Origin of the sequence: Cellulomonas sp. NTE-D12, assembly GCF_027923705.1 — a bacterium.
GTDB lineage: Bacteria > Actinomycetota > Actinomycetes > Actinomycetales > Cellulomonadaceae > Cellulomonas.
This window is the reverse complement of the sequence record NZ_AP026442.1, coordinates 754547-775131: the sequence shown is the minus strand read 5'-3', so window position 1 is coordinate 775131 and position 20585 is coordinate 754547. Positions and strand designations below refer to the sequence as shown.

Annotated in this window: 21 protein-coding genes; 15 read left to right on the top strand and 6 right to left on the bottom strand. The window is 74.8% G+C overall.

Translation table 11 applies throughout. The annotated features are described in order from the left end of the window. Positions 1-2: 2 nt before the first annotated feature. Positions 3-623 (bottom strand): YdeI/OmpD-associated family protein, encoded by a 621-nt coding sequence (locus QMF98_RS03600; RefSeq protein ID WP_337974707.1) that lies wholly within the window; start codon positions 621-623, stop codon positions 3-5. A 121-nt stretch (positions 624-744) separates the two neighbouring features. Further along, positions 745-1221, bottom strand: a complete 477-nt coding sequence (locus QMF98_RS03595; RefSeq protein WP_337974706.1) for a hypothetical protein — start codon at positions 1219-1221, stop codon at positions 745-747. A gap of 187 nt (positions 1222-1408) precedes the next feature. Between QMF98_RS03595 and QMF98_RS03590 the strand changes: the two genes are divergently transcribed. The 7 genes from QMF98_RS03590 to QMF98_RS03560 are packed head-to-tail and all read left to right on the top strand — an operon-like array spanning position 1409 to position 9300. Continuing rightward, a complete protein-coding gene (locus QMF98_RS03590; RefSeq protein WP_337974705.1) occupies positions 1409-1768 on the top strand; it encodes an ArsR/SmtB family transcription factor in 360 nt (119 codons plus the stop codon). Then, complete coding sequence (locus QMF98_RS03585; protein WP_337974704.1) at positions 1765-2310, top strand: NADH-quinone oxidoreductase subunit B family protein; 546 nt, start codon at positions 1765-1767, stop codon at positions 2308-2310. The genes QMF98_RS03590 and QMF98_RS03585 overlap by 4 nt, the downstream gene beginning before the upstream one ends. Continuing rightward, the gene (locus QMF98_RS03580; RefSeq protein ID WP_337974703.1) at positions 2307-4307 is read left to right on the top strand and encodes a proton-conducting transporter transmembrane domain-containing protein; all 2001 of its coding nucleotides are present in this window, start codon (positions 2307-2309) and stop codon (positions 4305-4307) included. The genes QMF98_RS03585 and QMF98_RS03580 overlap by 4 nt, the downstream gene beginning before the upstream one ends. Then, a complete protein-coding gene (locus QMF98_RS03575) occupies positions 4304-5251 on the top strand; it encodes a respiratory chain complex I subunit 1 family protein (RefSeq protein WP_337974702.1) in 948 nt (315 codons plus the stop codon). The genes QMF98_RS03580 and QMF98_RS03575 overlap by 4 nt, the downstream gene beginning before the upstream one ends. 25 nt (positions 5252-5276) lie before the next feature. After that, positions 5277-6026, top strand: coding sequence for a hypothetical protein (locus QMF98_RS03570; protein ID WP_337974701.1), 750 nt, complete (start codon positions 5277-5279; stop codon positions 6024-6026). Further along, positions 6026-7651, top strand: coding sequence for a proton-conducting transporter transmembrane domain-containing protein (locus QMF98_RS03565; protein WP_337974700.1), 1626 nt, complete (start codon positions 6026-6028; stop codon positions 7649-7651). The genes QMF98_RS03570 and QMF98_RS03565 overlap by 1 nt, the downstream gene beginning before the upstream one ends. Then, positions 7648-9300: a hydrogenase large subunit gene (locus QMF98_RS03560; protein ID WP_337974699.1), complete on the top strand. Its 1653-nt coding sequence runs from the start codon at positions 7648-7650 to the stop codon at positions 9298-9300. Before QMF98_RS03565 ends, QMF98_RS03560 begins: the two co-directional genes overlap by 4 nt. On the opposite strand, the gene QMF98_RS03555 is transcribed toward QMF98_RS03560, so the two are convergent. The 4 genes from QMF98_RS03555 to QMF98_RS03540 form a co-directional block, all read right to left on the bottom strand. Then, positions 9297-9818 carry a hypothetical protein gene (locus tag QMF98_RS03555; protein ID WP_337974698.1) on the bottom strand — a complete coding sequence of 174 codons (522 nt, stop codon included), beginning with the start codon at positions 9816-9818 and terminating at the stop codon, positions 9297-9299. The two genes, QMF98_RS03560 and QMF98_RS03555, sit on opposite strands and share 4 nt — an antisense overlap. A 132-nt stretch (positions 9819-9950) precedes the next feature. Then, positions 9951-10424: a universal stress protein gene (locus QMF98_RS03550; protein ID WP_337974697.1), complete on the bottom strand. Its 474-nt coding sequence runs from the start codon at positions 10422-10424 to the stop codon at positions 9951-9953. Positions 10425-10550: 126 nt separating this feature from the next. Then, on the bottom strand, positions 10551-11714 hold the full coding sequence (locus QMF98_RS03545) for a carboxylate-amine ligase (RefSeq protein WP_337974696.1): 1164 nt from the start codon (positions 11712-11714) through the stop codon (positions 10551-10553). A 175-nt stretch (positions 11715-11889) separates the two neighbouring features. Next, positions 11890-12483: a MarR family winged helix-turn-helix transcriptional regulator gene (locus QMF98_RS03540; RefSeq protein ID WP_337974695.1), complete on the bottom strand. Its 594-nt coding sequence runs from the start codon at positions 12481-12483 to the stop codon at positions 11890-11892. Between the two features lie 73 nt (positions 12484-12556). Between QMF98_RS03540 and idi the strand changes: the two genes are divergently transcribed. The 8 genes from idi to QMF98_RS03500 all read left to right on the top strand — a co-directional run bounded on the left by idi (position 12557) and on the right by QMF98_RS03500 (position 20480). After that, positions 12557-13087 carry an isopentenyl-diphosphate Delta-isomerase gene (idi, locus tag QMF98_RS03535; protein ID WP_337974694.1) on the top strand — a complete coding sequence of 177 codons (531 nt, stop codon included), beginning with the start codon at positions 12557-12559 and terminating at the stop codon, positions 13085-13087. Beyond that, complete coding sequence (locus tag QMF98_RS03530) at positions 13084-14205, top strand: polyprenyl synthetase family protein (protein WP_337974693.1); 1122 nt, start codon at positions 13084-13086, stop codon at positions 14203-14205. The genes idi and QMF98_RS03530 overlap by 4 nt, the downstream gene beginning before the upstream one ends. Further along, positions 14202-15089, top strand: coding sequence for a phytoene/squalene synthase family protein (locus tag QMF98_RS03525; RefSeq protein WP_337974692.1), 888 nt, complete (start codon positions 14202-14204; stop codon positions 15087-15089). The genes QMF98_RS03530 and QMF98_RS03525 overlap by 4 nt, the downstream gene beginning before the upstream one ends. Then, positions 15086-16651, top strand: coding sequence for a phytoene desaturase family protein (gene crtI, locus QMF98_RS03520; protein ID WP_337974691.1), 1566 nt, complete (start codon positions 15086-15088; stop codon positions 16649-16651). The genes QMF98_RS03525 and crtI overlap by 4 nt, the downstream gene beginning before the upstream one ends. After that, positions 16648-17040, top strand: a complete 393-nt coding sequence (locus QMF98_RS03515) for a lycopene cyclase domain-containing protein (RefSeq protein WP_337974690.1) — start codon at positions 16648-16650, stop codon at positions 17038-17040. The genes crtI and QMF98_RS03515 overlap by 4 nt, the downstream gene beginning before the upstream one ends. After that, complete coding sequence (locus tag QMF98_RS03510; protein WP_337974689.1) at positions 17037-17360, top strand: lycopene cyclase domain-containing protein; 324 nt, start codon at positions 17037-17039, stop codon at positions 17358-17360. Before QMF98_RS03515 ends, QMF98_RS03510 begins: the two co-directional genes overlap by 4 nt. After that, on the top strand, positions 17344-18234 hold the full coding sequence (locus QMF98_RS03505; RefSeq protein WP_337974688.1) for a prenyltransferase: 891 nt from the start codon (positions 17344-17346) through the stop codon (positions 18232-18234). Before QMF98_RS03510 ends, QMF98_RS03505 begins: the two co-directional genes overlap by 17 nt. 95 nt (positions 18235-18329) lie before the next feature. Beyond that, a complete protein-coding gene (locus QMF98_RS03500) occupies positions 18330-20480 on the top strand; it encodes an MMPL family transporter (protein WP_337974687.1) in 2151 nt (716 codons plus the stop codon). Positions 20481-20585 lie beyond the last annotated feature (105 nt).

Below are 20585 nucleotides of genomic sequence, written 5' to 3'. Positions count from 1 at the left end.
CCTCAGTCCTGGGCGCCGGCGCTGGCCTCCCCGACACGTCGCCCCTGCGGGTGGGGCGTCTCGCCGCGGGCGAGCATCGCGACGAACTCACGGATGCGGCGCTCGCGCGTCTCGGCGCGCTTGGCCGCGCCCAGGCGGTAGAGGATCGCGAAGCGGTTCTGGCTGCTCAGCCCGGCAAAGGTGCGTGCGGCGTCGGGGTCGGCCGCCAGCGCAGCCGCGAGGTCTGGCGGGACCTCGCTGCCGGCGGCACCGGCGTACGCCGCGTCCCAGCGTCCGTCGGCACGTGCCCGCTCCACCTCGGCGAGCCCGCGCGGTCGCATCCGGCCTTCCTCGAGCAGGCGGGCGACCAGGGTGGTGTTCCGCCGGGACCACGGGCTACGGGCGAGGCGTGGGGTGAACCGCTGCTGGTACGTCGCGGCGTCCCGCCGTCTGAGCTGGCCGTCGATCCAGCCCTGGCACAGCGCCTCGTCCAGCGCCTGGTCGTAGGTCAGGCTCGTCGGCGCGGTGCTGCCCTTCTTCGCGAGCACCAGCCACACGCCCCGCCCGTCGTCCGCGTGCTCGGCGAGCCACGCGTGCCACGCCTGCTGGTCGGCGACCACCAGCTCCGGAAGCTCGTCAGCCATGCGCGCACGGTAACGATCGCCGCCCACGCTCACCCGCAGGCGGCAGCGAGCGCCCCTCGGGATGGCCCCGGCGACGCCGGTGGTGACGCGGCTCGTGCCGCCGCGCCACCGCCCGCCGTCCCTACAGCGTCCGGGACTGCTCCCCCGCCTTCTGCGCGTAGGAGAGCGCCCCGTCGTGGACGGCGTTCAGCGCCGCCTCGGAGCGCAGCCCGGACCAGACGGACGCCGACAGCTCCAGCCCCAGCGCGACGCCGAGGTTGTAGACCAGCCACGGGTGCGGGTCGGGGTCCTGCGTGATCGGCGGGTACGGCCACGGGATCGGGACGTGCGGCGGGGTGCCGCACCAGTCGTCGGGGTCGGCGTCGAAGGCGACCCCGAGCTGGTGCGCCGTGGACGCCAGCCGCACCAGCTCGGCGGCGGCGCGCACGCCCGTGACCAGGGCCTCCGGCGGTCCCGGAGGCAGCGGCTGGGGGTTGAGCGCGACCTGGTCGAAGCGGGAGCGGTAGCGGCCGACCGCGGCGGTCGGCGTGCCGAGGATGTCGAAGATCTCGGGGTGCAGCCGCCCGATGATCGAGATGGCCTGCATGGACAGGGGCATGGGAACCGTCCTCCGCGACGGTGCCGGCGCGACCGGCACGCCTCCTGGCAGCGGATGTCCAGGTGCTCGGAAGGAGCCGGCCGGTGCTGACGTGGATACGCGGACTGCTGAGACGAGGCGACTTGAAGATTCTTTGTTCTGCTAACGTGCGCGAGTCGTCCAGCCGTCGCCCGAGCGAGGAGGTGCCGTGAGCGAGCTCTACAAGGTCAAGGCCGAGCTGTTCCGCACCCTCGGGCACCCCGCACGGATCCGCGTGCTGGAGCTGCTTGCCGAGCGCGACCGCCCTGTGCACGAGCTGCTGGCCAGCATCGACATCGAGCAGTCCAACCTGTCGCAGCAGCTCGCGGTGCTGCGCCGGGCCGGCCTGGTCAGCCAGCGGCGCGAGGGTGGCGAGGTGGTCTACGCCGCCAGCCTGCCGGCGGTGTCGGAGCTGCTGCGCATCGCCCGGCGGCTGCTGGCGGACCTGCTGACCGAGCAGCAGAACCTCAAGGCGGAGCTCGAGGACGGCGCGGCACCGGCGACCGACCAGGGGTCCGTGCGCGCATGAGCCTGGTGGACCTGGCCCGGCTGATCCGGCGCACCGGCCGGATCGCCGAGCCGGCGCCCGCCGCACCCTCGGAGCAGCCGTCGGCGCAGGGGGCCGACGGCTCTCCGACCGCGTCGGCGGACGACCTCCCCGCTCGCGACCTCCCCCGCGAGCTGCGCGGCAGCGTCCAGGTGCGGCACGTCGACGCCGGCTCGTGCAACGGCTGCGAGATCGAGCTGGCCGCCGCCTTCGGCCCCGTCTACGACGCCGAGCGCTACGGCGCCCGCCTGGTCGCCTCCCCGCGGCATGCCGACGCGGTGCTGGTCACCGGCGTGGTGACCCGGAACATGGCCGAGCCGCTGCGGCTGACCGTCGAGGCGACCCCGCGGCCCCGCGTGGTGCTGGCCGTCGGGGACTGCGCCCGCGACTGCGGGATGTTCCGCGGCGCCTACGGCGTGGTCGGGGCTGCATCCGACGTGGTCCCGGTCGACCTGTCGGTGCCGGGCTGCCCTCCGGCCCCGGCGGACATCGTCGCCGCGCTGCGGCAGGTCACCGGCCGATGAGCGCCGTGGCGTGGGGTCTGCTGGCGCAGGTGGTGCTGGCGGCGTGCGCCGTCGTGGCGGCGATCGGCACCCGCGGGCGCGTCCGCAACGTGCTGGCGGGTGCCCTGTGCGCGGCCCTGGGAGCCGCCGGAGCGGTGACGGGCGCGCTGGTGCTCGGCGGCCGCACGGTGACGGTGCACGTCGCCACCGCACTCCCCCTGCCGCCGATGGTGCTGGCGCCCGACCGGTTGGGCGGGCTGCTGATGGTGCTGGTCGGCGCCGTCGGAGTGGTCGCCTCGGTCTACGCGATCGGCTACGCGCACGGCGCCTCGGCGTCGCGCACCCAGTGGGCCGCGCTCGCCCTGTTCCTGCTCGGCATGCAGCTGGTGCCGGCCGCCGGCGACGTCGTCGGCTTCCTGCTCGCCTGGGAGCTGATGGCCGCGGCGTCGACCGTCCTGGTGCTCGCCGAGCACGCCCACCGCGCCACCGTGCGCGACGCGGCCGTCTGGTACGCCGTGATGACGCACCTCAGCCTCGTGCTGATCCTCGCCGGGTTTGCCGCGCTCTCCGCCGCAACCGGGTCGACGCAGTTCGCCGCGATGGCGGCCGCGCGGCCGACGGGCGCCGCGGCGACCGGCGCGTTCGTCCTGCTCGTCGTCGGCTTCGCCGCGAAGGCCGGCCTGGTGCCGCTGCACGTGTGGCTGCCGCGCGCCCACCCGGAGGCACCGAGCCACGCGTCCGCCCTGATGAGCGCCGCGATGGTGTCGCTGGGTGCGTACGGCCTGCTGCTGGTCGGCGTACGGCTGCTGCCCGGCGGCCCGACGTGGTGGGGCGTGCTGCTGATCGGCCTGGGTGCCGTCTCGGCGGTGTACGGCATCCTGCAGGCCGGGGTCGCCACCGACCTCAAGCGGCTGCTCGCCTACTCGACGTCGGAGAACCTCGGCCTGGTCGCCGTCGCCCTCGGCACCGCGATGCTGCTGACCACCCACCACGTGCCCGGTGCCGCGAGCGCCGCACTGCTGGCGGCCTTGCTGCTGCTGGTCAGCCACGCCGCGTTCAAGGCGACGCTGTTCCTCGGGGCCGGTGCGGTGCTGCGCGCCACCGGTGAACGGGACCTGGACCGGCTCGGCGGCCTGGTGCACGCGATGCCGTGGACGGCGGCGACGTTCGGCATCGGCGCGCTCGGGGCGGCGGCGCTGCCCGTGACCGGCGGGTTCGTCGCGGAGTGGACGCTGCTGCAGGCGCTGATCCACTCGGCTCGACCGGCGGACCGCGTGGTGGCCGTCGCGATCCCGTTGGCGCTCGCCGCACTGGCGCTGACCGCGGGGCTGGCGCTGGTCACCTTCGTCAAGGCGTTCGGCATCGGGTTCCTGGCTCGCGCCCGGTCGGTGGCGGTGCTCGGCGCGCAGGAGGGGCCGTGGAGCATGCGGGTCGCGATGCTGGCCGGCGCGGTCGGCGTCGTCGGCCTCGGGGTGCTGCCGGGGCCGCTGGCACGGGTGCTTGCGGCCGCGGCGGGCGTGGACGGTGCCGTGCGGACCGTGGGCCTGGGTGGCGTGGAGCTGCGCGGGGTGGGCGCGGTGCTGAGCCCGGTCGCCCTGCTGGGCCTCGGTGTCGGTGTCGCGGTGCCCGCGCTGGTGGTCACGCTGGTGCTGGCCCGGCGGCGGCCCGCCACCACCGACGTGCTCGGCTGGGGCTGCGGCGGCGTCCGCACCAGCCCCCGCATGCAGTACAACGCCACGTCCTACGCCGAGCCGGTGATGCGCATCTTCGACGACGCGCTGCAGCCCTCCCGGGACGTGGTGGTCACCCACGTCGCGGAGTCGGCGTACCTGGCGGAGCGCGTCCGCTTCGCCCAGCGCGTGGACGACGTGGTGGAGGCGCGGCTGTACCGGCCCCTGGTCCGCGCTGCGGACGCCCTGGCCGACCGCGCCCGCCGGGTGCAGAACGGGTCGATCCACCGCTACCTCGCGTTCTCGTTCACCGCCCTGGTCGCGGTGCTGCTGGTGGTGGTCGTATGAGCGGCACCGCGCTGCTGCTCGCCCTGGTGCAGGTGCTGGTCGCCGTCGCGTTCGCGCCCCTGGTGATCGGCGTGACGCGCCAGACGAGGGCTCGGCTCGAGGGCCGCGCCGGCCCCGGCGTGCTCCAGCCGTGGCGGGACCTGCGCAAGCTGCTGGCCAAGACGCCGCTGCGCGCCGCGGGCACCAGCGTCGTCACGGTGGCCGCCCCGCTGGTGCTGCTCGTCTCGAGCCTGCTGCTGGCCGCGCTGGTGCCGTCGGTCGGCGCGGTGCCGGTCGCGCTGGTGCCCGGCGACCTGTTCGTGGTGGTGTCCGTGCTGCTGCTCGGCACGGTGGCGATCGCGCTGCTGGGGCTCGACGCCGGCTCGGCGTTCGGCGGCATGGGGTCCAGCCGGCACATGACCATCGCGGCGCTGGTGGAGCCGACCGTGCTGGTGTCGGTGTACGCCCTGTCCATCCCGGTGGGCAGCTCGGCGCTGCCGCTGATCGTCGCGGCGCGCCGCGACCACCCGGCCGGCATCATCTCCCCCGCCGGCGTGCTGGCCGTGGTGGCGCTGGGCATCGTGGTGCTCGCCGAGACGGGACGGCTGCCGATCGACAACCCGTCCACGCACCTCGAGCTGACGATGATCCACGAGGCGATGGTGCTGGAGCAGTCGGGCCGCGACCTGGCCTGGGTGGACCTCGCGTCGTGGCTGCGGCTGTCGGTGCTGCTGGGGCTGGTCGGCAACCTGCTGCTGCCGTGGGGCGTCGCGGCGACGGTCGGCGCCGGACCGCTGCTGCTGGGCACCCTGGCGCTGGCCGGCAAGCTCGCGCTGCTCGCCGCCCTGCTGGCCACCGCCGAGGTGGGCATGGCCAAGCTGCGCCTGTTCCGGGTGCCGGAGCTGCTGGCCGGCTCGTTCGTGCTGGCCTTCCTCGCCGTCACCGCGTCGTACCTGGTCGCCTGAGCCGCCGTCGCATGAGCGCCGCCGCATGAACGCCGTCCGAGAGGTCGCCATGTCCCCGTCCGGGTCCGTCGCCACGCAGGTGGTGGCGCTGACCGCAGGCGCCCTGCTGGTCACCTCCGTGCTGCTGGTCTGGCGGCGCGACCTGTCGGCACAGGTGCGCCTGCTGATGCTGCAGGGCGTCGCGCTGGCGGCCCTCGCGACCACCATCGGCCTGTCCGGGGGACCCGGCACGTCCCGCGCCGAGCTGCTGCTGGTCGCCGTCCTGGTGCTGGCGCTCCGCGGCTGGCTGCTGCCGTGGGTGCTCGGCCGCCGGCTGCGCGCCGGGATCGAGGCCGGCGACGCGGCCCGGGAGGACGGTCCACGCCTCAACCCGACGGCCGGCCTGGTGCTGGTCGCGCTGCTCACCACGGTCGCGTACCTGGTCAGCCGGCCGATCTCGGAGGGTGTCGCGGAGCACACCGGTGCGCCGACCCCCGCGGGGACCGCCGGCCCGGCCGCCTTCGCCGTGCCGGTCGGCATCGCGATGGTGCTGATCGGCTTCCTGCTGCTGGTCGGCCGGCGCCGCGCGATGTCGCAGCTGGTCGGCTTCCTGGTGCTGGACAACGGCATCGCGACCGTCGCGTTCCTGACGGCGGCGGGCGTGCCGTTCGCGGTGGAGCTCGGCATCTCGTCCGACGTGCTGCTGGTGGTGCTGATCCTCGCGGTGCTGTCCCGACGCATCCACGCCCAGGTCGGGTCCACCACGCTCGACTCGATGACGGAGCTGAGGGACTGATGGGTCTGCTCCTGCTTCTGCCACCGGTTGCGGCCCTCCTCGCGGGGCTGGCGGCCGCCGCACCGCGACCGGCCGTGCCGAGCCTCGCTGGGCCGCGACCCGGCGCGCGTCCCCTCGCCGCGCTGTCCGCGGCGACCACCCGCCTGTCGGGCGTGCTGGTCAGCGCGATCCTGCTGGCGACCGGCGTCGCGCTGCTACGGCACCGCGGTGCCGTCCCGACGCTCGGCGGCGACCTGCTGCGCGCCGATGCGCTGTCCGCCCTGATGCTCACGGTGGTCGGCGCCGTCGGCCTGACCGCCACCTGGGCGGGACTGGAGCCGCGGACGTCCCCAGCGGCGTCCGCGCACGGGTCCGGAGCCACCCGCAGCGAGCGCCGCTACGCCGCCCTGGTGTGCGTGTTCCTCGGTGCGATGGCGATCGCCGTCACCACGGACAACCTCGGGGTGCTGTGGGTGGCCGTCGAGGCGACCACCATCGCCACCGCCTTCCTGGTGGGCCACCGCGGCGGCGCCCGCTCCCTCGAGGCGGCATGGAAGTACGTGGTGCTCGGCTCGGTCGGCATCGCGATCGCCCTGCTCGGCACCGTGCTGCTGTACGCCGCGAGCCGCAGCGCCGGCGAGCCGACCCTGTCCTGGACCCGGCTGGTCAGCGGTGAGCTGCCGCTGGACCCCGCGCTGGTGAAGGTGGCCGCCGGGCTGGCGGTGCTGGGGTTCGCGACCAAGGCGGGGCTGGCGCCGATGCACTCGTGGCTGCCGGACGCCCACAGCCAGGCGCCGGCGCCGGTGTCGGGGCTGATGTCCGGTGTGCTGCTGGCCGTCGCGTTCTACGCGATCCTGCGGGTGCGCGCGATTGCCGCCGTGGTGATCGGGCCCGGACTGGTGCGGGGACTGCTGCTGACGGCCGGCCTCGGTTCGCTCGCCGTCGCCGGCGCGCTGATCCTGCGGCAGCGGGACCACAAGCGGATGCTCGCGTACTCGAGCATCGAGCACATGGGCGTCCTCGCGGTGGGGGCCGCCGTGGGCGGTCCGGTGGCGCTGGCCGCGGTGCTGCTGCACCTGATCGGGCACGGCCTGGCCAAGGCGAGCCTGTTCGTGGTGGCGGGGCGGATGCTGGCATCGGAGGGCACGACGACGATCGCCGAGGTCCGCGGCCTGCTGAGCCGCCGTGCCGACCTGGCGGTGCCGCTGGTCGTCGGGATGGCCGCACTGCTCGGCTTCCCGCCGTTCGCGCTGTTCTTCTCCGAGGTCGCGATCGTGCTGGCCGGCTGGCGGGCGGGGCTCGGCTGGGCGATGGCCCTGGTCGTGGCGCTGCTGCTGGTGGTGGTCGCGGGCCTGGTCCGCGCAACGGCGGCGATGACGCTCGGTCCGGCGCAGCGCCCGCCCGACCAGGCGCACGCGGTTCACGACGAGCGCACGACGACGACCACCTCCGCACCCGACGGGTCGGCGCCGGTCGCGGTCGCCACGCTGGCCCCGGCGCCGGCCCCACCACAGGCCCACGGCGCCGACCGCGGCCCCGTGCTGCCGCTGGTCCTGGCGCTGGGCACCACGGCGGTGATCGGGTTCGTCGCCACGCCGGTCGGTGACGTGCTGACGCGGGCGGCCGCCGTGCTGGGGCTGTCATGACCGCGCCTCGTCCGACGAGCCCGGTGGAGCCGTCCTCCCCCACCGCACCCGACCCCGCTGCACTCGACCCCGCTGCACCGGACCCGGCCGCCCCGGCGCGCGACGCCCGCACCGTGACCCGCGCGGAGCTGCCCGCCCAGGTCGAGGCCCACCTCGCGGCCGGCCACCGCCTCGCCCTGGTCGACGCGCACGACGACGGCGCCCCCGGCTTCCGCGTGGTCTACGCGTTCGCCGACCCGGCCACCGACCGGCGCACCGAGCTGACCGTCGCCGTGCCGCGCGACGACGCGTGGGTCCCGTCCCTGTCCACGATCTCGTTCCCGGCCGGCCGGTTCGAGCGCGCCATCCGCGACGGCTTTGGCATCGAGCCCCGCGACCACGTGCGTCCCCGGCGCCTGACCCGGCACGCCCACTGGCCCGCCGGCTGGTACCCGATGCGTGGGGACGCCGCGACCGACCCGGCGTTCGGTCCGGACGAGAGCGGCTTCGCCTTCGTGCCGGTCGAGGGCCAGGGCGTCTACGAGATCCCAGTCGGGCCGGTGCACGCCGGGATGATCGAGCCGGGTCACTTCAGGTTCTCGGTGGTCGGGGAGACCATCGTCCGGATGAAGGCCCGACTGTGGTTCGTCCACCGTGGCCTGGAGAAGCACCTGCAGGGACGGACGCCGGAGCAGGCGCTGCCCCTGACCGAGCGGATCAGCGGCGACACCGCCGTGGGGCACGCGCTGACGTTCGCGATGGCGGTGGAGGACGCGCTCGGCATCGAGGTCGGCGAGCAGGACCGGCTGGTGCGCGCGCTTTTGCTGGAGCTCGAGCGGCTGCACTGCCACGTCGCCGACCTCGGCGCGATGGCCAACGACGTCGGCCTCGGCATCCTGCAGACCCACACGCTGCGGCTGCGCGAGCAGCTGCTCCGGTCGAACGCCCTGGTCACCGGGCATCGGCTGCTGCGCGGCGGCATCGGGATCGGCTCGGCCGGGTTGCGGGCGCTGCCGGACGTCGAGCTGGTCCGCTCCGTCGCCGCCGAGGTGGCCGAGCTGGTCCGCATCGCCCTGGGCACTGCCGTGCTGGTGGATCGGTTCACGGGGACGGCCGTGCTGCACCGCCAGCAGGCTGCCGAGATGGGCGTGCTCGGCTACGTCGCGCGGGCCAGCGGGCTGGACGTGGACGCTCGTCGCGACCACCCGTTCGTCGATCTCGGCACGTCGTTCCAGGTGTGCACGGCCGAGACCGGCGACGCGATGGCGCGGTTCACGGTGCGCGCCGACGAGGTGGCGGTCGGCGCCGCCCTGATCGCCGACCTCGTCGACAGGCTCGGCGGGCACCTCGGCACCGGTGCGGCCACCCCGGACCTCCGGGCGCCCGCGGACGACGCAGCCGGCGCGGAGTACGCAGCCGGCGCAGAGCCGGTCGACGACGACGTCCCGACCCCCGCCGCCCACGGGCTCGCGCTCGTCGAGGCCTGGCGCGGCACCGCGTGCCACCGTGTCGAGCTGGACGCCGCCGGCCGGCTGACCAGGGCCGCGATCGTCGACCCGTCGTTCTTCACGTGGCCGGCGCTGCCGGTCGCGCTTGCGGACACGATCGTCCCGGACTTCCCCCTGGCCAACAAGAGCTTCAACCAGTCCTACGCCGGCAACGACCTCTAGTCGGTCCGCCCCGAGCGCACCCGCTGCAGGTGCCGCCGCATCGCGCCCGGTCCGGACGCGTTGAGGACCACCGCGGCCACCGCGACCGGCAGCGCGATCACGAACGGCCCGATGTCGTGCAGCTGCAGGCCGATGACGAGCCCGATGAGCCCGGGAAACTCTGCGACGCCGATCCCGATGAAGGCGATGGTTCGGGCGACGCCGTTCGCACCGTCGGAGCGGCCCGCGACCGGGGTCGCCTGCTCGCCGTTCGAGGCACGCGAACGCAGCCGGGCGCTGCGCGCGGCGTTCGAGGCTGCCCACCCCGCGACCCAGCGGCTGCCGAACCACGACACGACCGCGAGCCCGACGCCGACGGCGGCACCCGTCGTGCCCAGCGGCGCGCCGGGCACGAGGAACAGCACGCCGATCCCCAGGACGAGTACCAGACCGCCGGCGAACCCGACGGTCAGAGTGGTGAAGAGACGGACGACGTCGTCGTCGGACAGCTCGGCGACAGGCGGCTGCGGCGCGGACATGGCGCGACCCTAGCCAGGCGAGCGCACGCGGATGCGGCACTCAGCGGCGAATCACCCGAGCGGCATCAGCCCTCCGGACCCGGCCGCGACCGGTGGCGGCCGGGTCCGGAGGGCCGCCCGGCCGCGAGGGCCTCAGGCCTCCGTCGTCCCGTGAGTGACGGCCGGCGCGTGCACCACGACCACCGGGCAGTGCGCATGCGTGACCACGTGCTGGCTCACGGAACCGAGCAGCAGACCGGTGAACCCGCCGTGCCCGCGGCTGCCGACCACGACGAGCCCCGCGTCACGGGCTGCGTCGAGCAGCACCCGTGCCGCGTGCCCCTGCTCCACCCGCTGCCGCACGTGCACCGCCTCGTCGCCCTGGAGCACGTCCTTGACGGCGTTCTCGAGGGCCAGCGTCGCGCTGCCGGCCCACTCGAACGTGCCGAGGGCGGCGACCGCGTAGTTCACCGGGTAGTCCCAGGACATCACCGCCTCGACCGGCTGCCCCGTGAGCCGGCCCTGGGCCACCGCCCACTGCAGCGCGGCCTTGGAGGAGGCGGACCCGTCGACGCCGACGACGATCCGCCCGGACGATTCCTTCTGATCGGCACTGGAGATGCTCACGACCTGTCCTCCCGCCTGTGGCGATCGGTGAGTCGGTCGAGCGGCCGGCTCGCACCCGGCGCCTGCGCCGGAGCGCAGCTCCAGCCTAGTGAGCGGGCGCACCGGTGGCGTGGGCGGGGCCCCACCTCACGCGCAGGTGCGCTCGACGGCCTCCAGCACCATCGCGTCCAGCCGGCCGTGCCGGGCCACCGACTCCCGCTGCGCGCGCGCACCGGTGCCCTGCGCCACGACGCGCCGGATCGACTCGCGCACCACGTCCAGGTCGCCGTTGGCGTGCAGCGCGGCCTCGACGTGGCCCACCAGCCCGACCAGCACGTCGGCGGCCGGACGGAGCCGGTGGGTGCGCGGATCCACCAGGTCGCCGTCTGTGCCGGACCGGCTGGACCGCCAGGACGCCAGCCGCAGCAGCGCGGCGGGCTCGCCCGACGCCGCAGCACCGGCGCGCCACTCGCCGGCCGCCGTGTCGACCAGCGCCCGGCACAGCGCCGCGACCAGCACGGCGTCCGCCACGTCCAGGCACACGTCGGCGACGCGCACCTCGACCGTCGGGTACCGCCGGGACAGCCGGGCGTCGAAGTAGACCATCCCCTCGTCCAGCAGGGTGCCCGTGCCGATCATGTCGTCCACCAGCCGGCGGTACGCAGCGGCCGAGCCGAACACCTCCGTCGGCCCCGTCCCCGGCCACCGGCTCCACGACTGGGTCCGGTAGCTGGCGTACCCGGTGTCGACGCCGTTCCAGAACGGCGAGTTGGTGGCGACGGCCGCGACCACCGGGAGCCAGGGCCGGATGCGGTCCAGCACCGCGACGCCCTCGTCGGGCGAGCCGACCGCGACGTGCACGTGGCAGCCGCAGGTCAGCTGCTCGTCGCAGGCGATGGCGAGTGCACGGCCGATCGCCTGGTACCGCGGCGACGGGCTGATGCGCGGCCGCGCCGGTAGCGGCGACGTGCCGAGGGCCGCCACCCGGAGCCCGGCTCGGCGCGCGGCGGCATCGGCGGTGCGGCGCAGCCGGTGCAGATCGTCCGCGAGCGTGGCCAGCTCGGTCCGTGGTGGCGTGGCCACCTCGAGCATCTGCTGCTGCAGCTCCATGGTGAGCTCGCTGCGCCGGGGGCAGGTCGGCGGGGCGCCCGGTTGCGGGTCGTCCCCCGACTCGTCGGACCAGGCCGGCACGTCGTCCACCCCCGCCAGCACCTGGGGCGCCGCCGGGACGGCGCAACCGGACTGCGGGTCGATGAGCAGGAACTCCTCCTCGACGCCGAACGTGCGCACGGACGCGCCCCTGCGATCCACGCCGACCACCTTCGCGACTGCCGCACAGAGACCGTCGGCGAGCCCGTCGGCGGGCGCTTCGATCGTCGACCGGTGCAGGTCAGCGGCGCAAGCCCCCGACCAGGGGGATCAGCCGGTCGGATCCGCCCGGTCAGCAGGAGACGAGCAGGCCCTGCAGTGCTGCCACCCCGGCGGGTCAGCCCTCGGCCGGCGGTCCGGTGCCGTCCGCCTCCGCCCCGGTCCCCTCGTCCGGCGTGGTGGTGGCGCTGAGCGCGTCGAGGAACCGGATCACCGTCTCCCGCTCGTCGGGCGTCAGCGCGGCTGCGACCTGGAACCGGCGCGCGTGCTCCCGCCCGACCGTCTGCTCGGCAGCACGACGGGTCTCGGCGGTGACCACCACCGCGATCGCACGCCGGTCGGTCGGGTGCGGCGTGCGCCGGATGTGCCCGCCCGCCTCGAGGCGGTCGAGCAGCTTGGTGGTGGACGCGCTGGAGATGCCCAGGTGGTCGGCGATCTCCCGGGCGGTGACGTGGTGCCCCTGCTCGGTGCGGACGATGACGAACCGCAGCGCCTTCATGTCCGTCTCGCCCAGCTGCATGAATGCCCGCGAGGCGCGGCTGGACCGCTGCTCGGCCTCGCGCCAGCGGAACAGCGCGTCCATCACCCGGACCACCTGACCCACCTCCGCATCGGGAAGCCCCGACGTGTGCACCAGCCGCCCACCCCGGTCCACCACGCGCGGGTCGTGGAAGCCGAGGGCGATCTCGGTGATCGGTTCGTCATCCGGCACGCGAGAAACACTAGCCGAATGGAAGTATCTCGCCTACCTTACTTCTCACCTGGCTAGCGAAATGAGACGAACGATGGACGAGGTCGTGCTGCTGTCCGAGGACGGCACCCCGATCGGCACGGCGCCCAAGGCGCAGGTGCACGGTGCCGACACGCCGCTGCACCTGGCCTTCTCCTGCTACCTGTACGACACCTCCGGGCGGCTGCTCGTGTCCCGTCGGGCGCTGTCCAAGCGGACGTGGCCGGGGGTGTGGACCAACTCGTTCTGCGGTCACCCGGGGCCGGGTGAGCAGCTCGAGGACGCCGTCCGCCGGCACGGACGGCTCGAGCTCGGCGTGGAGGTCGAGGGACTCCACGCCGAGCTCCCCGACTTCCGGTACCTCGCCGTGGACGCCTCGGGCGTCGTGGAGAACGAGGTGTGCCCCGTCTTCTCGGCTGTCACGTCGTCCCTCGTCGTGCCGCACCCGGACGAGGTGATGGAGGCGGTGTGGGTCGACCCCGCCCGCCTGTCCGCCGCCGTGCACCTGGCGCCCTGGGCCTTCAGCCCGTGGTTCGCGCTGCAGATCGACCAGCTGCACAACTTCACCAGGGAGAACCCGGTATGACCCACGACCTCGCGGCCTCCGCCCCGCTCGTCGAGCCCGTCGCACGCCCGGCCGCCCCGCTGGTGCTGCCCAACCTCGCCGCGGCGATGGCGGAGGTCGAGCGGCGCCTGGACCTGGTGCTCGACGAGGCGCTGCGCCGTTCCAGGGCGCACGGGCCGCACTACGAGCAGCTGTGGCGGGCGGTGCGCACCATGACGCAGGGCGGCAAGCGGCTGCGGCCCCGCCTGCTGCTCGCGACGTTCCTGCACCTGGGCGGCACCCGGCTGGAGCCGGCCGTCGAGCTCGCCGTCGCGGTAGAGCTGCTGCACACGGCCCTGCTGGTGCACGACGACGTGATCGACGGCGACGTGGAGCGGCGCGGCGTGCTGAACGTGGTCGGTGCGTTCGAGCAGGCCGCCCGTGCCGAGGGGCTGCCCGAGCACCCCGCCCGGCGCTGGGGTGAGCAGGCGGCGCTGCTCGCCGGGGACCTGCTGCTGACGTCGGCCCTGCGGATCACCGCCCGGCTCGAGCTCGACCACGCCCGCCGCACGGCCCTGGTCGAGCTGGTGGACGAGAGCGTCTACCGCGCCGCCGCCGGCGAGCTGGCCGACGTGACGTACGCCGCCGGGCTCGCCGCCCCGGCGCCGTCGGACATCCGCCGGCTGATGGCCGACAAGACCGCCCACTACTCCCTCGAGCTGCCGCTGCGCGCCGCCGCGCTGCTGGCCGGTGCCCCGGAGTGGCTCGGCGACCGCCTCGGCGCGATCGGCCACCGCCTGGGCCTGGTGTTCCAGATGCGCGACGACCTGCTGGGAGTGTTCGGCAGCGCGGCGGAGACCGGCAAGAGCTGCTCGAACGACCTGCGGGAGGGCAAGCAGACCCTGCTGGTGGCGTACGCGCGCGGCACCGCGGAGTGGTCGGCGGCAGCGCACCTGTTCGGCCGGGAGGACCTGGACGAGGTCGGTGCGGAGGTGCTGCGGGCGGCTCTCGAGGCGTCCGGTGCGCGGGCCCGGCTGGAGCAGGAGGTCCACGACGAGCGGGACGCCGCGCTGACCCTGATCGCCGGCGCCGACCTGCCGGCCGCCCTGGCCCGGCTGCTCGCCGCCGAGGCGGAGCGTGCGGCGGAGCGACGGTCATGAGCCGCCAGACGGGCCTGGCGCTGTACGACCGCACCGCGCGCGTGGCCGCGGCACCGGTGATCCGCCGGTACTCCACGTCGTTCCGGCTGGCGACCAGCCTGTTCCCCCGCCGGTGCCGGGCGGCGATCGCCTCGATCTACGCGCTGGTGCGGATCGCCGACGAGATCGTGGACGGCACGGCGGCCGAGGCGGGGCTGGACCGCGCCGCCCGGGCACGGGTGCTCGACGAGCTGGAGCGCGAGACGGAGCGCGCGGTGGCGACGGGGTTCAGCGCGAACCTGGTGGTGCACGCCTTCGCGGCGGTCGCCCGCGAGGCCGCCATGGAACCCGCGCTGACCAGGGCGTTCTTCGCCTCGATGCGGCGCGACCTGGACCACGTGGCCTTCGACGAGGCCGAGTACCGGACGTACGTGCACGGGTCTGCCGAGGTGGTGGGGCTGATGTGCCTGCGGGTGTTCCTGGCTGGGAGGCCGGTGGCGGCGGAGACCGCAGCGCGGCTCGACGAGGGTGCCGCCCGGCTGGGCGCCGCCTTCCAGAAGGTGAACTTCCTGCGGGACGTGGCGCACGACCGCGGGCAGCTGGGTCGCTCGTACCTGCCCGGGGTGTCGGGCTCCGGCCTGACGGACGAGCAGAAGACGGCCGTCGTCGACGACATCCGGGCCGACCTGCGGGCAGCCCGCGCCGCGGTCCGGTACCTGCCCGGCGACTGCCGCCGCCCGGTGCTGGTGGCCACCGCCCTGTTCGGCGAGCTGCTGCGTCGGCTCGAGCGGACGCCCGCCTCCCGCCTGGCGAGCACCCGAGTGTCCGTCCCCGCGCCCGTGAAGCTGGCGCTCGCCCTGCGGTGGACGCTCGCGCCCTCGCTGAACACCGGGGCGCTGTCATGAGCCGGCCGCTGGACACCGTCGTGATCGGCGGCGGCGTGTCGGGGCTGGCGACCGCTGCCCTGCTCGCGGCCGACGGGCACCAGGTGACGCTGCTCGAGGCGTTGCCGCAGCTCGGTGGCCGCGCCGGCTCGTGGGAGTCCGGAGGGTTCCGGTTCGACACCGGACCGTCCTGGTACCTGATGCCCGAGGTGTTCGACCACTTCTACCGGCTGATGGGCACCTCCGCCGACGAGCAGCTGACCCTTCGCCGGCTCGACCCCGGGTACCGGGCGTACTTCGAGGGCGACCCGGTGCCGTTCGACCTGCCGGCCGGCGGTCCGGAGGCACGGGCGGCGCTCACCGCGCTGGATCCCGGCTCGGCCGACCGCCTGGACGCGTACTTCGACTCCGCCGGCGAGACGTACCGGCTGGCGCTGGAGAAGTTCCTCTACAGCTCCTTCGACTCGGTGGGCCCGTTCCTGGACCCCGCACTGCTCGGACGGCTCCCGCGCCTGGCGCGCCTGCTGACCCGGTCGCTGGACGCCGAGATCCGCACCCGGACCAGCGACTCCCGCGTGCGACGGTTGCTCGGCTACCCCGCGGTGTTCCTCGGCGGGTCGCCCATGCGGGTGCCGAGCATGTACCACCTGATGAGCCACCTCGACGTGAACGACGACGTGCGGTACCCGGACGGCGGGTTCGCCCGGGTGATCCAGACGATCGCCGACCTGGCGGCCTGCGCCGGTGCGCGCCTGGTCACGGGCGCGCGGGTGCACCGGATCCTGGTCAAGGACGGCGCCGTTCGCGGCGTGCTGTACCGGGACGGGCTCGGGGTGGAGCACCGGGTGGAGGCGGAGCTGGTGGTCTCCGGTGCCGACCTGCACCACACCCAGACCATGCTGCTGGACGCCCCGAACCGGGACCACGACGAGCGGTGGTGGCGGCACAAGGACCCCGGCCCCGGTGCCGTGCTGGCGATGCTCGGGGTCCGCGGACGGCTGCCGGAGCTGGCGCACCACACGCTGCTGCTGGCGGACGACTGGGACGGCGGTTTCGCCGCTCTGTCCCGCGGTCGGGGCCTGCCCGCGAACCCGTCGTTGTACATCGGCAAGCCGAGCGCCACCGACCCGACGGTGGCACCCGCCGACCACGAGAACCTGTTCGTCCTCGTGCCGGTCCCGGCCGACCCGGGCATCGGGCACGGCGGGATCGAGGGCGCCGGTGACCAGCGCGTCGAGGGGTTCGTCGACCGCACCATCGAGCAGATCGCCACATGGACCGGCGCGCACGACCTCGCCGACCGGGTGGTGGTGCGGCGCACCGTCGCCCCTGGCGACTTCGCCACCGACCTGCAGTCGTGGTCCGGCAGCGCGCTGGGGCCGGCGCACACGCTGCGGCAGAGCGCCTTCCTCCGGTCGCCGAACGCGTCCCGACGGGTGTCCGGCCTGCTGTTCACGGGCGCCAGCACCATCCCGGGCATCGGCGTGCCGATGTGCCTGATCAGCGCCGAGCTGGTGGCCAAGCGGGTGCGCGGGGACCGGACCGCCGCGCCGCTGCCCGTGCCGGCGAGGGTGCCGGCATGAGGTTCGCGTACCTGGGGTCGTTGCTCGTGTCGGCGGCCGGCGTCGCGCTGGTGGACCGGCGCTGGCGGCTGTTCGTGTGGCAGGACGCCCGACGGGCGGCGATCGTGCTGGTCAGCGGGCTCGTGGTGCTGCTCGCGGCCGACGCGGTGGGCATCGCGAACGGGCTGTTCTTCCGGGCGCCCACCCGGGTGATGACGGGCGTGCTGCTGGCGCCGGAGCTGCCGCTGGAGGAACCGGTGTTCCTGGCGTTCCTCTGCTACCTGGCGATGGTGCTGGTCACCGGCTCGGAGCGGCTGGTCGCGGGGGCTCGGACCGGGGTGCGCGCCGGCCGTGCGCAGGTCGCCCACGGCGAGCGCAGCGCCGCACTGCACGCCGGGGGCCGGCCATGACGTACCCCCAGCTGGCGCTCGGCCTGGTCGCGTTCGCCGTCGTCGTGCGCCTGGTCGCCACCGTGGCCGCCCGACGAGCCGGCCGCCGCATCCCCCTCGTCCCGACCCTCGTCGCCGCCGTGGCGCTGGTCGCGCTGACCGCCGTCTTCGACAACGTGATGCTCGCTGCGGGCGTCGACGACTACTCCCGCCTGCACGCCTCGGGGCTGGCGATCGGCCGCGCGCCCGTCGAGGACTTCTCCTACCCCCTCGCCGCCGCCGTGCTGCTGCCGGCCGTGTGGGAGCTGACCCGCAGGAGGACCCGTGCTGACCACGCGTAGACCGCTGCTGCCACCTCTGGTGCCGCGGCTGCTGGCGGCGTCCCGCCCGCTGAGCTGGGTCAACACGGCCTACCCCTTCGGGGCGGCCTACCTGCTGGCCGGCGGGCACGTGGACGTCCGATGGGTGATCGGCACGCTCTTCTTCCTGGTTCCGTACAACCTGGCGATGTACGGGATCAACGACGTGTTCGACTACGCGTCCGACGCGGCGAACCCCCGCAAGGGCGGTGTCGAGGGGGCGCTGCTCGAACCGGGGGTGCACCGGGCCACGCTGGTGGCGGCCGTGGTGACGTGCGTGCCGTTCGTCGTCGCGCTGGTGCTGCTGGGCGGGCCGGCGTCGTGGGTGGTGCTGGCGGTGTCGCTGTTCGCGGTGGCCGCGTACTCGGTGCCGGGGCTCCGGTTCAAGGAGCGGCCGGTGCTGGACTCGCTGACGTCGAGCACCCACTTCACCAGCCCGGCCGTGTACGGCCTGGTGCTGGCGGGCGGCGCGTGGAGCCGTCCGGCGGTGGTGGCCCTGGTGGCGTTCTTCCTGTGGGGCGTCGCGGCGCAGGCGTTCGGCGCGGTGCAGGACGTGGTGCCGGACCGCGAGGCCGGCATCGGGTCGGTGGCCACCGTGCTCGGTGCGGCCCGGACGGTCCGGCTGTCGCTGACGCTGTGGGCGGCGGCCGGGGCGCTGCTGCTGCTCGAGCCCTTCCCGGGGGTGCTGGCCGCTCCGCTGGTGATCCCGTACCTGGCGCTGGCGTGGCCGTTCCGCTCGGTTCCCGACAGCGAGTCCGGCACCGCGAACCGTGGCTGGCGGCGGTTCCTGCTGGTGAACTACCTGGTGGGGTTCGCCGTCACCCTGATCCTCATCGCGATCGGGATGAACCGATGACCCGCGTCCGTACGTCGACCCCGCCCCCGAGCTCGACCCCACCGCCCGGCCCCGTCACCCGATCGGGCGCCCAGGGCATCACCGAGGAGACCCGCATGACGTCCGCCCGCACCACCGGTCCCGGCCGGGGCACCCGCACGCTGCGCATCGTGCTGCCGGTGGTGCTGGTGCTGGTGTGGCTGGCCGTCGGCGGCGTCGGCGGCCCGTACTTCGGCCGGATCGCCGAGGTGTCGTCCAACGAGCCGACGGCGTACCTGCCGACCAGCGCGCAGGCGACCCGCGTGCAGGAGCGGCTGCCGCAGTTCCTCGGCGGCGACACCATCCCGGCGGTGGTGCTGGTCACCGCCGGCTCGCCGCTGACCGACGCGCAGAAGACGCAGCTCGCCACCGTGCCGAAGGCCCTGGCCGGCATCCAGGGCGTGTCGGGCCAGCCGAGCCCGCCGATCGTGTCCCAGGACGGCACCGCGGCCCAGCTGTTCGTCCCGGTCAAGGCGTCGGCGGCGGTCGCGGACACCGTCGCCGCCATGCGGTCGGCGCTGCCGGGCCTGGTGCCGTCCGGCACCACCGCGTACGTCACGGGACCGGCGGGGTTCACCGGCGACCTGGTGACGGCCTTCGGCGGGATCGACGGCATCCTGCTGCTGGTCGCCGTGGCGGCCGTGCTCGTGATCCTGGTGGTGGTCTACCGGTCGCCGCTGCTCCCGCTGGTGGTGCTGCTGACCAGCACGTTCGCGCTGACGGCCGCCCTGTTCACCGTGTGGTGGATCGCCAAGGCCGGGGTGTTCCCGCTGAGCGGTCAGACCCAGGGGATCCTGTTCATCCTGGTGATCGGCGCCGCCACGGACTACTCGCTGCTGTACGTCTCCCGCTACCGCGAGGCGCTGCGCGCGCACGAGCACCGGTGGGACGCGACGCGGGCGGCCCTGCGCGGGGCGTTCGAGCCGATCCTCGCCTCGGGCGGCACGGTGATCGCCGGTCTGCTGATGCTGCTGCTGTCCGACCTGCAGTCGAACCGCGCGCTGGGCCCGATCGCGGCCGTCGGCATCGTGTTCGCGATGCTCGCGGCGTTCACCCTGCTGCCGTCGCTGCTCCTGCTGCTGGGCCGGGCCGCCTTCTGGCCGCGCCGTCCGCGGTACGCGCCCGACGCCGCCGGCGCCGACCCCGTGCCGACGCGCGGCCTGTGGGCGCGGGTCCCGCGGTTCGTCGTCCGGCGTGCCCGGCCCGTGTGGGTGGTCGGTGTGGTGGTGCTGCTGGCCGCGAGCGCCGGGGTGCTGCAGCTGCGGGCGTCCGGCGTCCCGTCGAGCGACCTGGTGCTGGGGCACTCGGAGGCGCGCACCGGTCAGCAGGAGCTCGCCCAGCACTTCCCCGGCGGCTCCGGGAGCCCGGTGCAGGTGATCGTCGCCTCGGACCGGCTGCAGCCGACCACCGCGACGCTGCTGGCCACGCCCGGTGTGCAGTCCGTCGCCGTGGTGAGCGCCGCCTCGCCGAGCGGTCAGGCGCCGGTGACGGCCGACGGCGTGCAGCCGGTGATCCCCGGCACGCCGGCGCCCGCGCCGACGGTGGCGAACGGTGACGTGCTGCTCGAGGCGACGCTCAAGGACGCCCCCGACTCCGCCGCCGCCGAGCGCACGGTGCGCCAGCTGCGCACCGCGCTGGGCGGCGACGTCCTGGTCGGCGGCGCGACGGCCACCGCGGTCGACTCCGACGACGCCTCGGTGCACGACCGGAACCTGATCATCCCGCTGGTCCTGGTGGTGATCCTGGTGATCCTGGTGCTGCTGCTGCGGGCGGTCGTCGCCCCGTTGCTGCTGGTCGGCACGGTGGTGCTGTCGTTCGGCGCGACCCTCGGCGTCTCGGCGCTGGTGTTCAACCACGTGCTGAAGCTGCCCGGTGCCGACCCCGCCGTGCCCCTGTTCGGGTTCGTCTTCCTGGTCGCGCTGGGCATCGACTACAACATCTTCCTCATGACCCGCGTGCGGGAGGAGGCGCTGCACGCCGGCGCACGCACGGGCATGACGCGCGGCCTGGCGATCACCGGCGGGGTGATCACCTCCGCCGGCGTGGTGCTGGCCGCCACCTTCGCCGCGCTGGCGGTGATCCCCATCCTGTTCCTGCTGCAGCTGGCGTTCATCGTCGCGTTCGGCGTGCTGCTGGACACCGTGCTGGTGCGGTCGCTGCTGGTGCCCGCGCTCGGCCAGGAGCTGGGCCGGTCGATGTGGTGGCCGTCCCGCCGCATCACCGCCTGACCGCGCACCCGCCCCGCGCGCCCCACCTCCTATCCCCACGCCCCCGGGCGAGATGGGCACTTTGACGCGAGATGGGCACACCGAAGTGCTCGTCTCGCGTCGAAT

Coding starts and splice junctions, on each gene's coding strand:
- QMF98_RS03525 (WP_337974692.1), top strand. CDS start 14,202: ATGAGCCGCCAGACGGGCCTGGCGCTGTACGACCGCACCGCGCGCGTG.
- QMF98_RS03515 (WP_337974690.1), top strand. CDS start 16,648: ATGAGGTTCGCGTACCTGGGGTCGTTGCTCGTGTCGGCGGCCGGCGTC.
- QMF98_RS03500 (WP_337974687.1), top strand. CDS start 18,330: ATGACGTCCGCCCGCACCACCGGTCCCGGCCGGGGCACCCGCACGCTG.
- QMF98_RS03560 (WP_337974699.1), top strand. CDS start 7,648: ATGACCGCGCCTCGTCCGACGAGCCCGGTGGAGCCGTCCTCCCCCACC.
- QMF98_RS03585 (WP_337974704.1), top strand. CDS start 1,765: ATGAGCCTGGTGGACCTGGCCCGGCTGATCCGGCGCACCGGCCGGATC.
- QMF98_RS03595 (WP_337974706.1), bottom strand. CDS start 1,221: ATGCCCCTGTCCATGCAGGCCATCTCGATCATCGGGCGGCTGCACCCC.
- QMF98_RS03580 (WP_337974703.1), top strand. CDS start 2,307: ATGAGCGCCGTGGCGTGGGGTCTGCTGGCGCAGGTGGTGCTGGCGGCG.
- QMF98_RS03570 (WP_337974701.1), top strand. CDS start 5,277: ATGAACGCCGTCCGAGAGGTCGCCATGTCCCCGTCCGGGTCCGTCGCC.
- idi (WP_337974694.1), top strand. CDS start 12,557: ATGGACGAGGTCGTGCTGCTGTCCGAGGACGGCACCCCGATCGGCACG.
- QMF98_RS03555 (WP_337974698.1), bottom strand. CDS start 9,818: ATGTCCGCGCCGCAGCCGCCTGTCGCCGAGCTGTCCGACGACGACGTC.
- crtI (WP_337974691.1), top strand. CDS start 15,086: ATGAGCCGGCCGCTGGACACCGTCGTGATCGGCGGCGGCGTGTCGGGG.
- QMF98_RS03510 (WP_337974689.1), top strand. CDS start 17,037: ATGACGTACCCCCAGCTGGCGCTCGGCCTGGTCGCGTTCGCCGTCGTC.
- QMF98_RS03600 (WP_337974707.1), bottom strand. CDS start 623: ATGGCTGACGAGCTTCCGGAGCTGGTGGTCGCCGACCAGCAGGCGTGG.
- QMF98_RS03565 (WP_337974700.1), top strand. CDS start 6,026: ATGGGTCTGCTCCTGCTTCTGCCACCGGTTGCGGCCCTCCTCGCGGGG.
- QMF98_RS03575 (WP_337974702.1), top strand. CDS start 4,304: ATGAGCGGCACCGCGCTGCTGCTCGCCCTGGTGCAGGTGCTGGTCGCC.
- QMF98_RS03530 (WP_337974693.1), top strand. CDS start 13,084: ATGACCCACGACCTCGCGGCCTCCGCCCCGCTCGTCGAGCCCGTCGCA.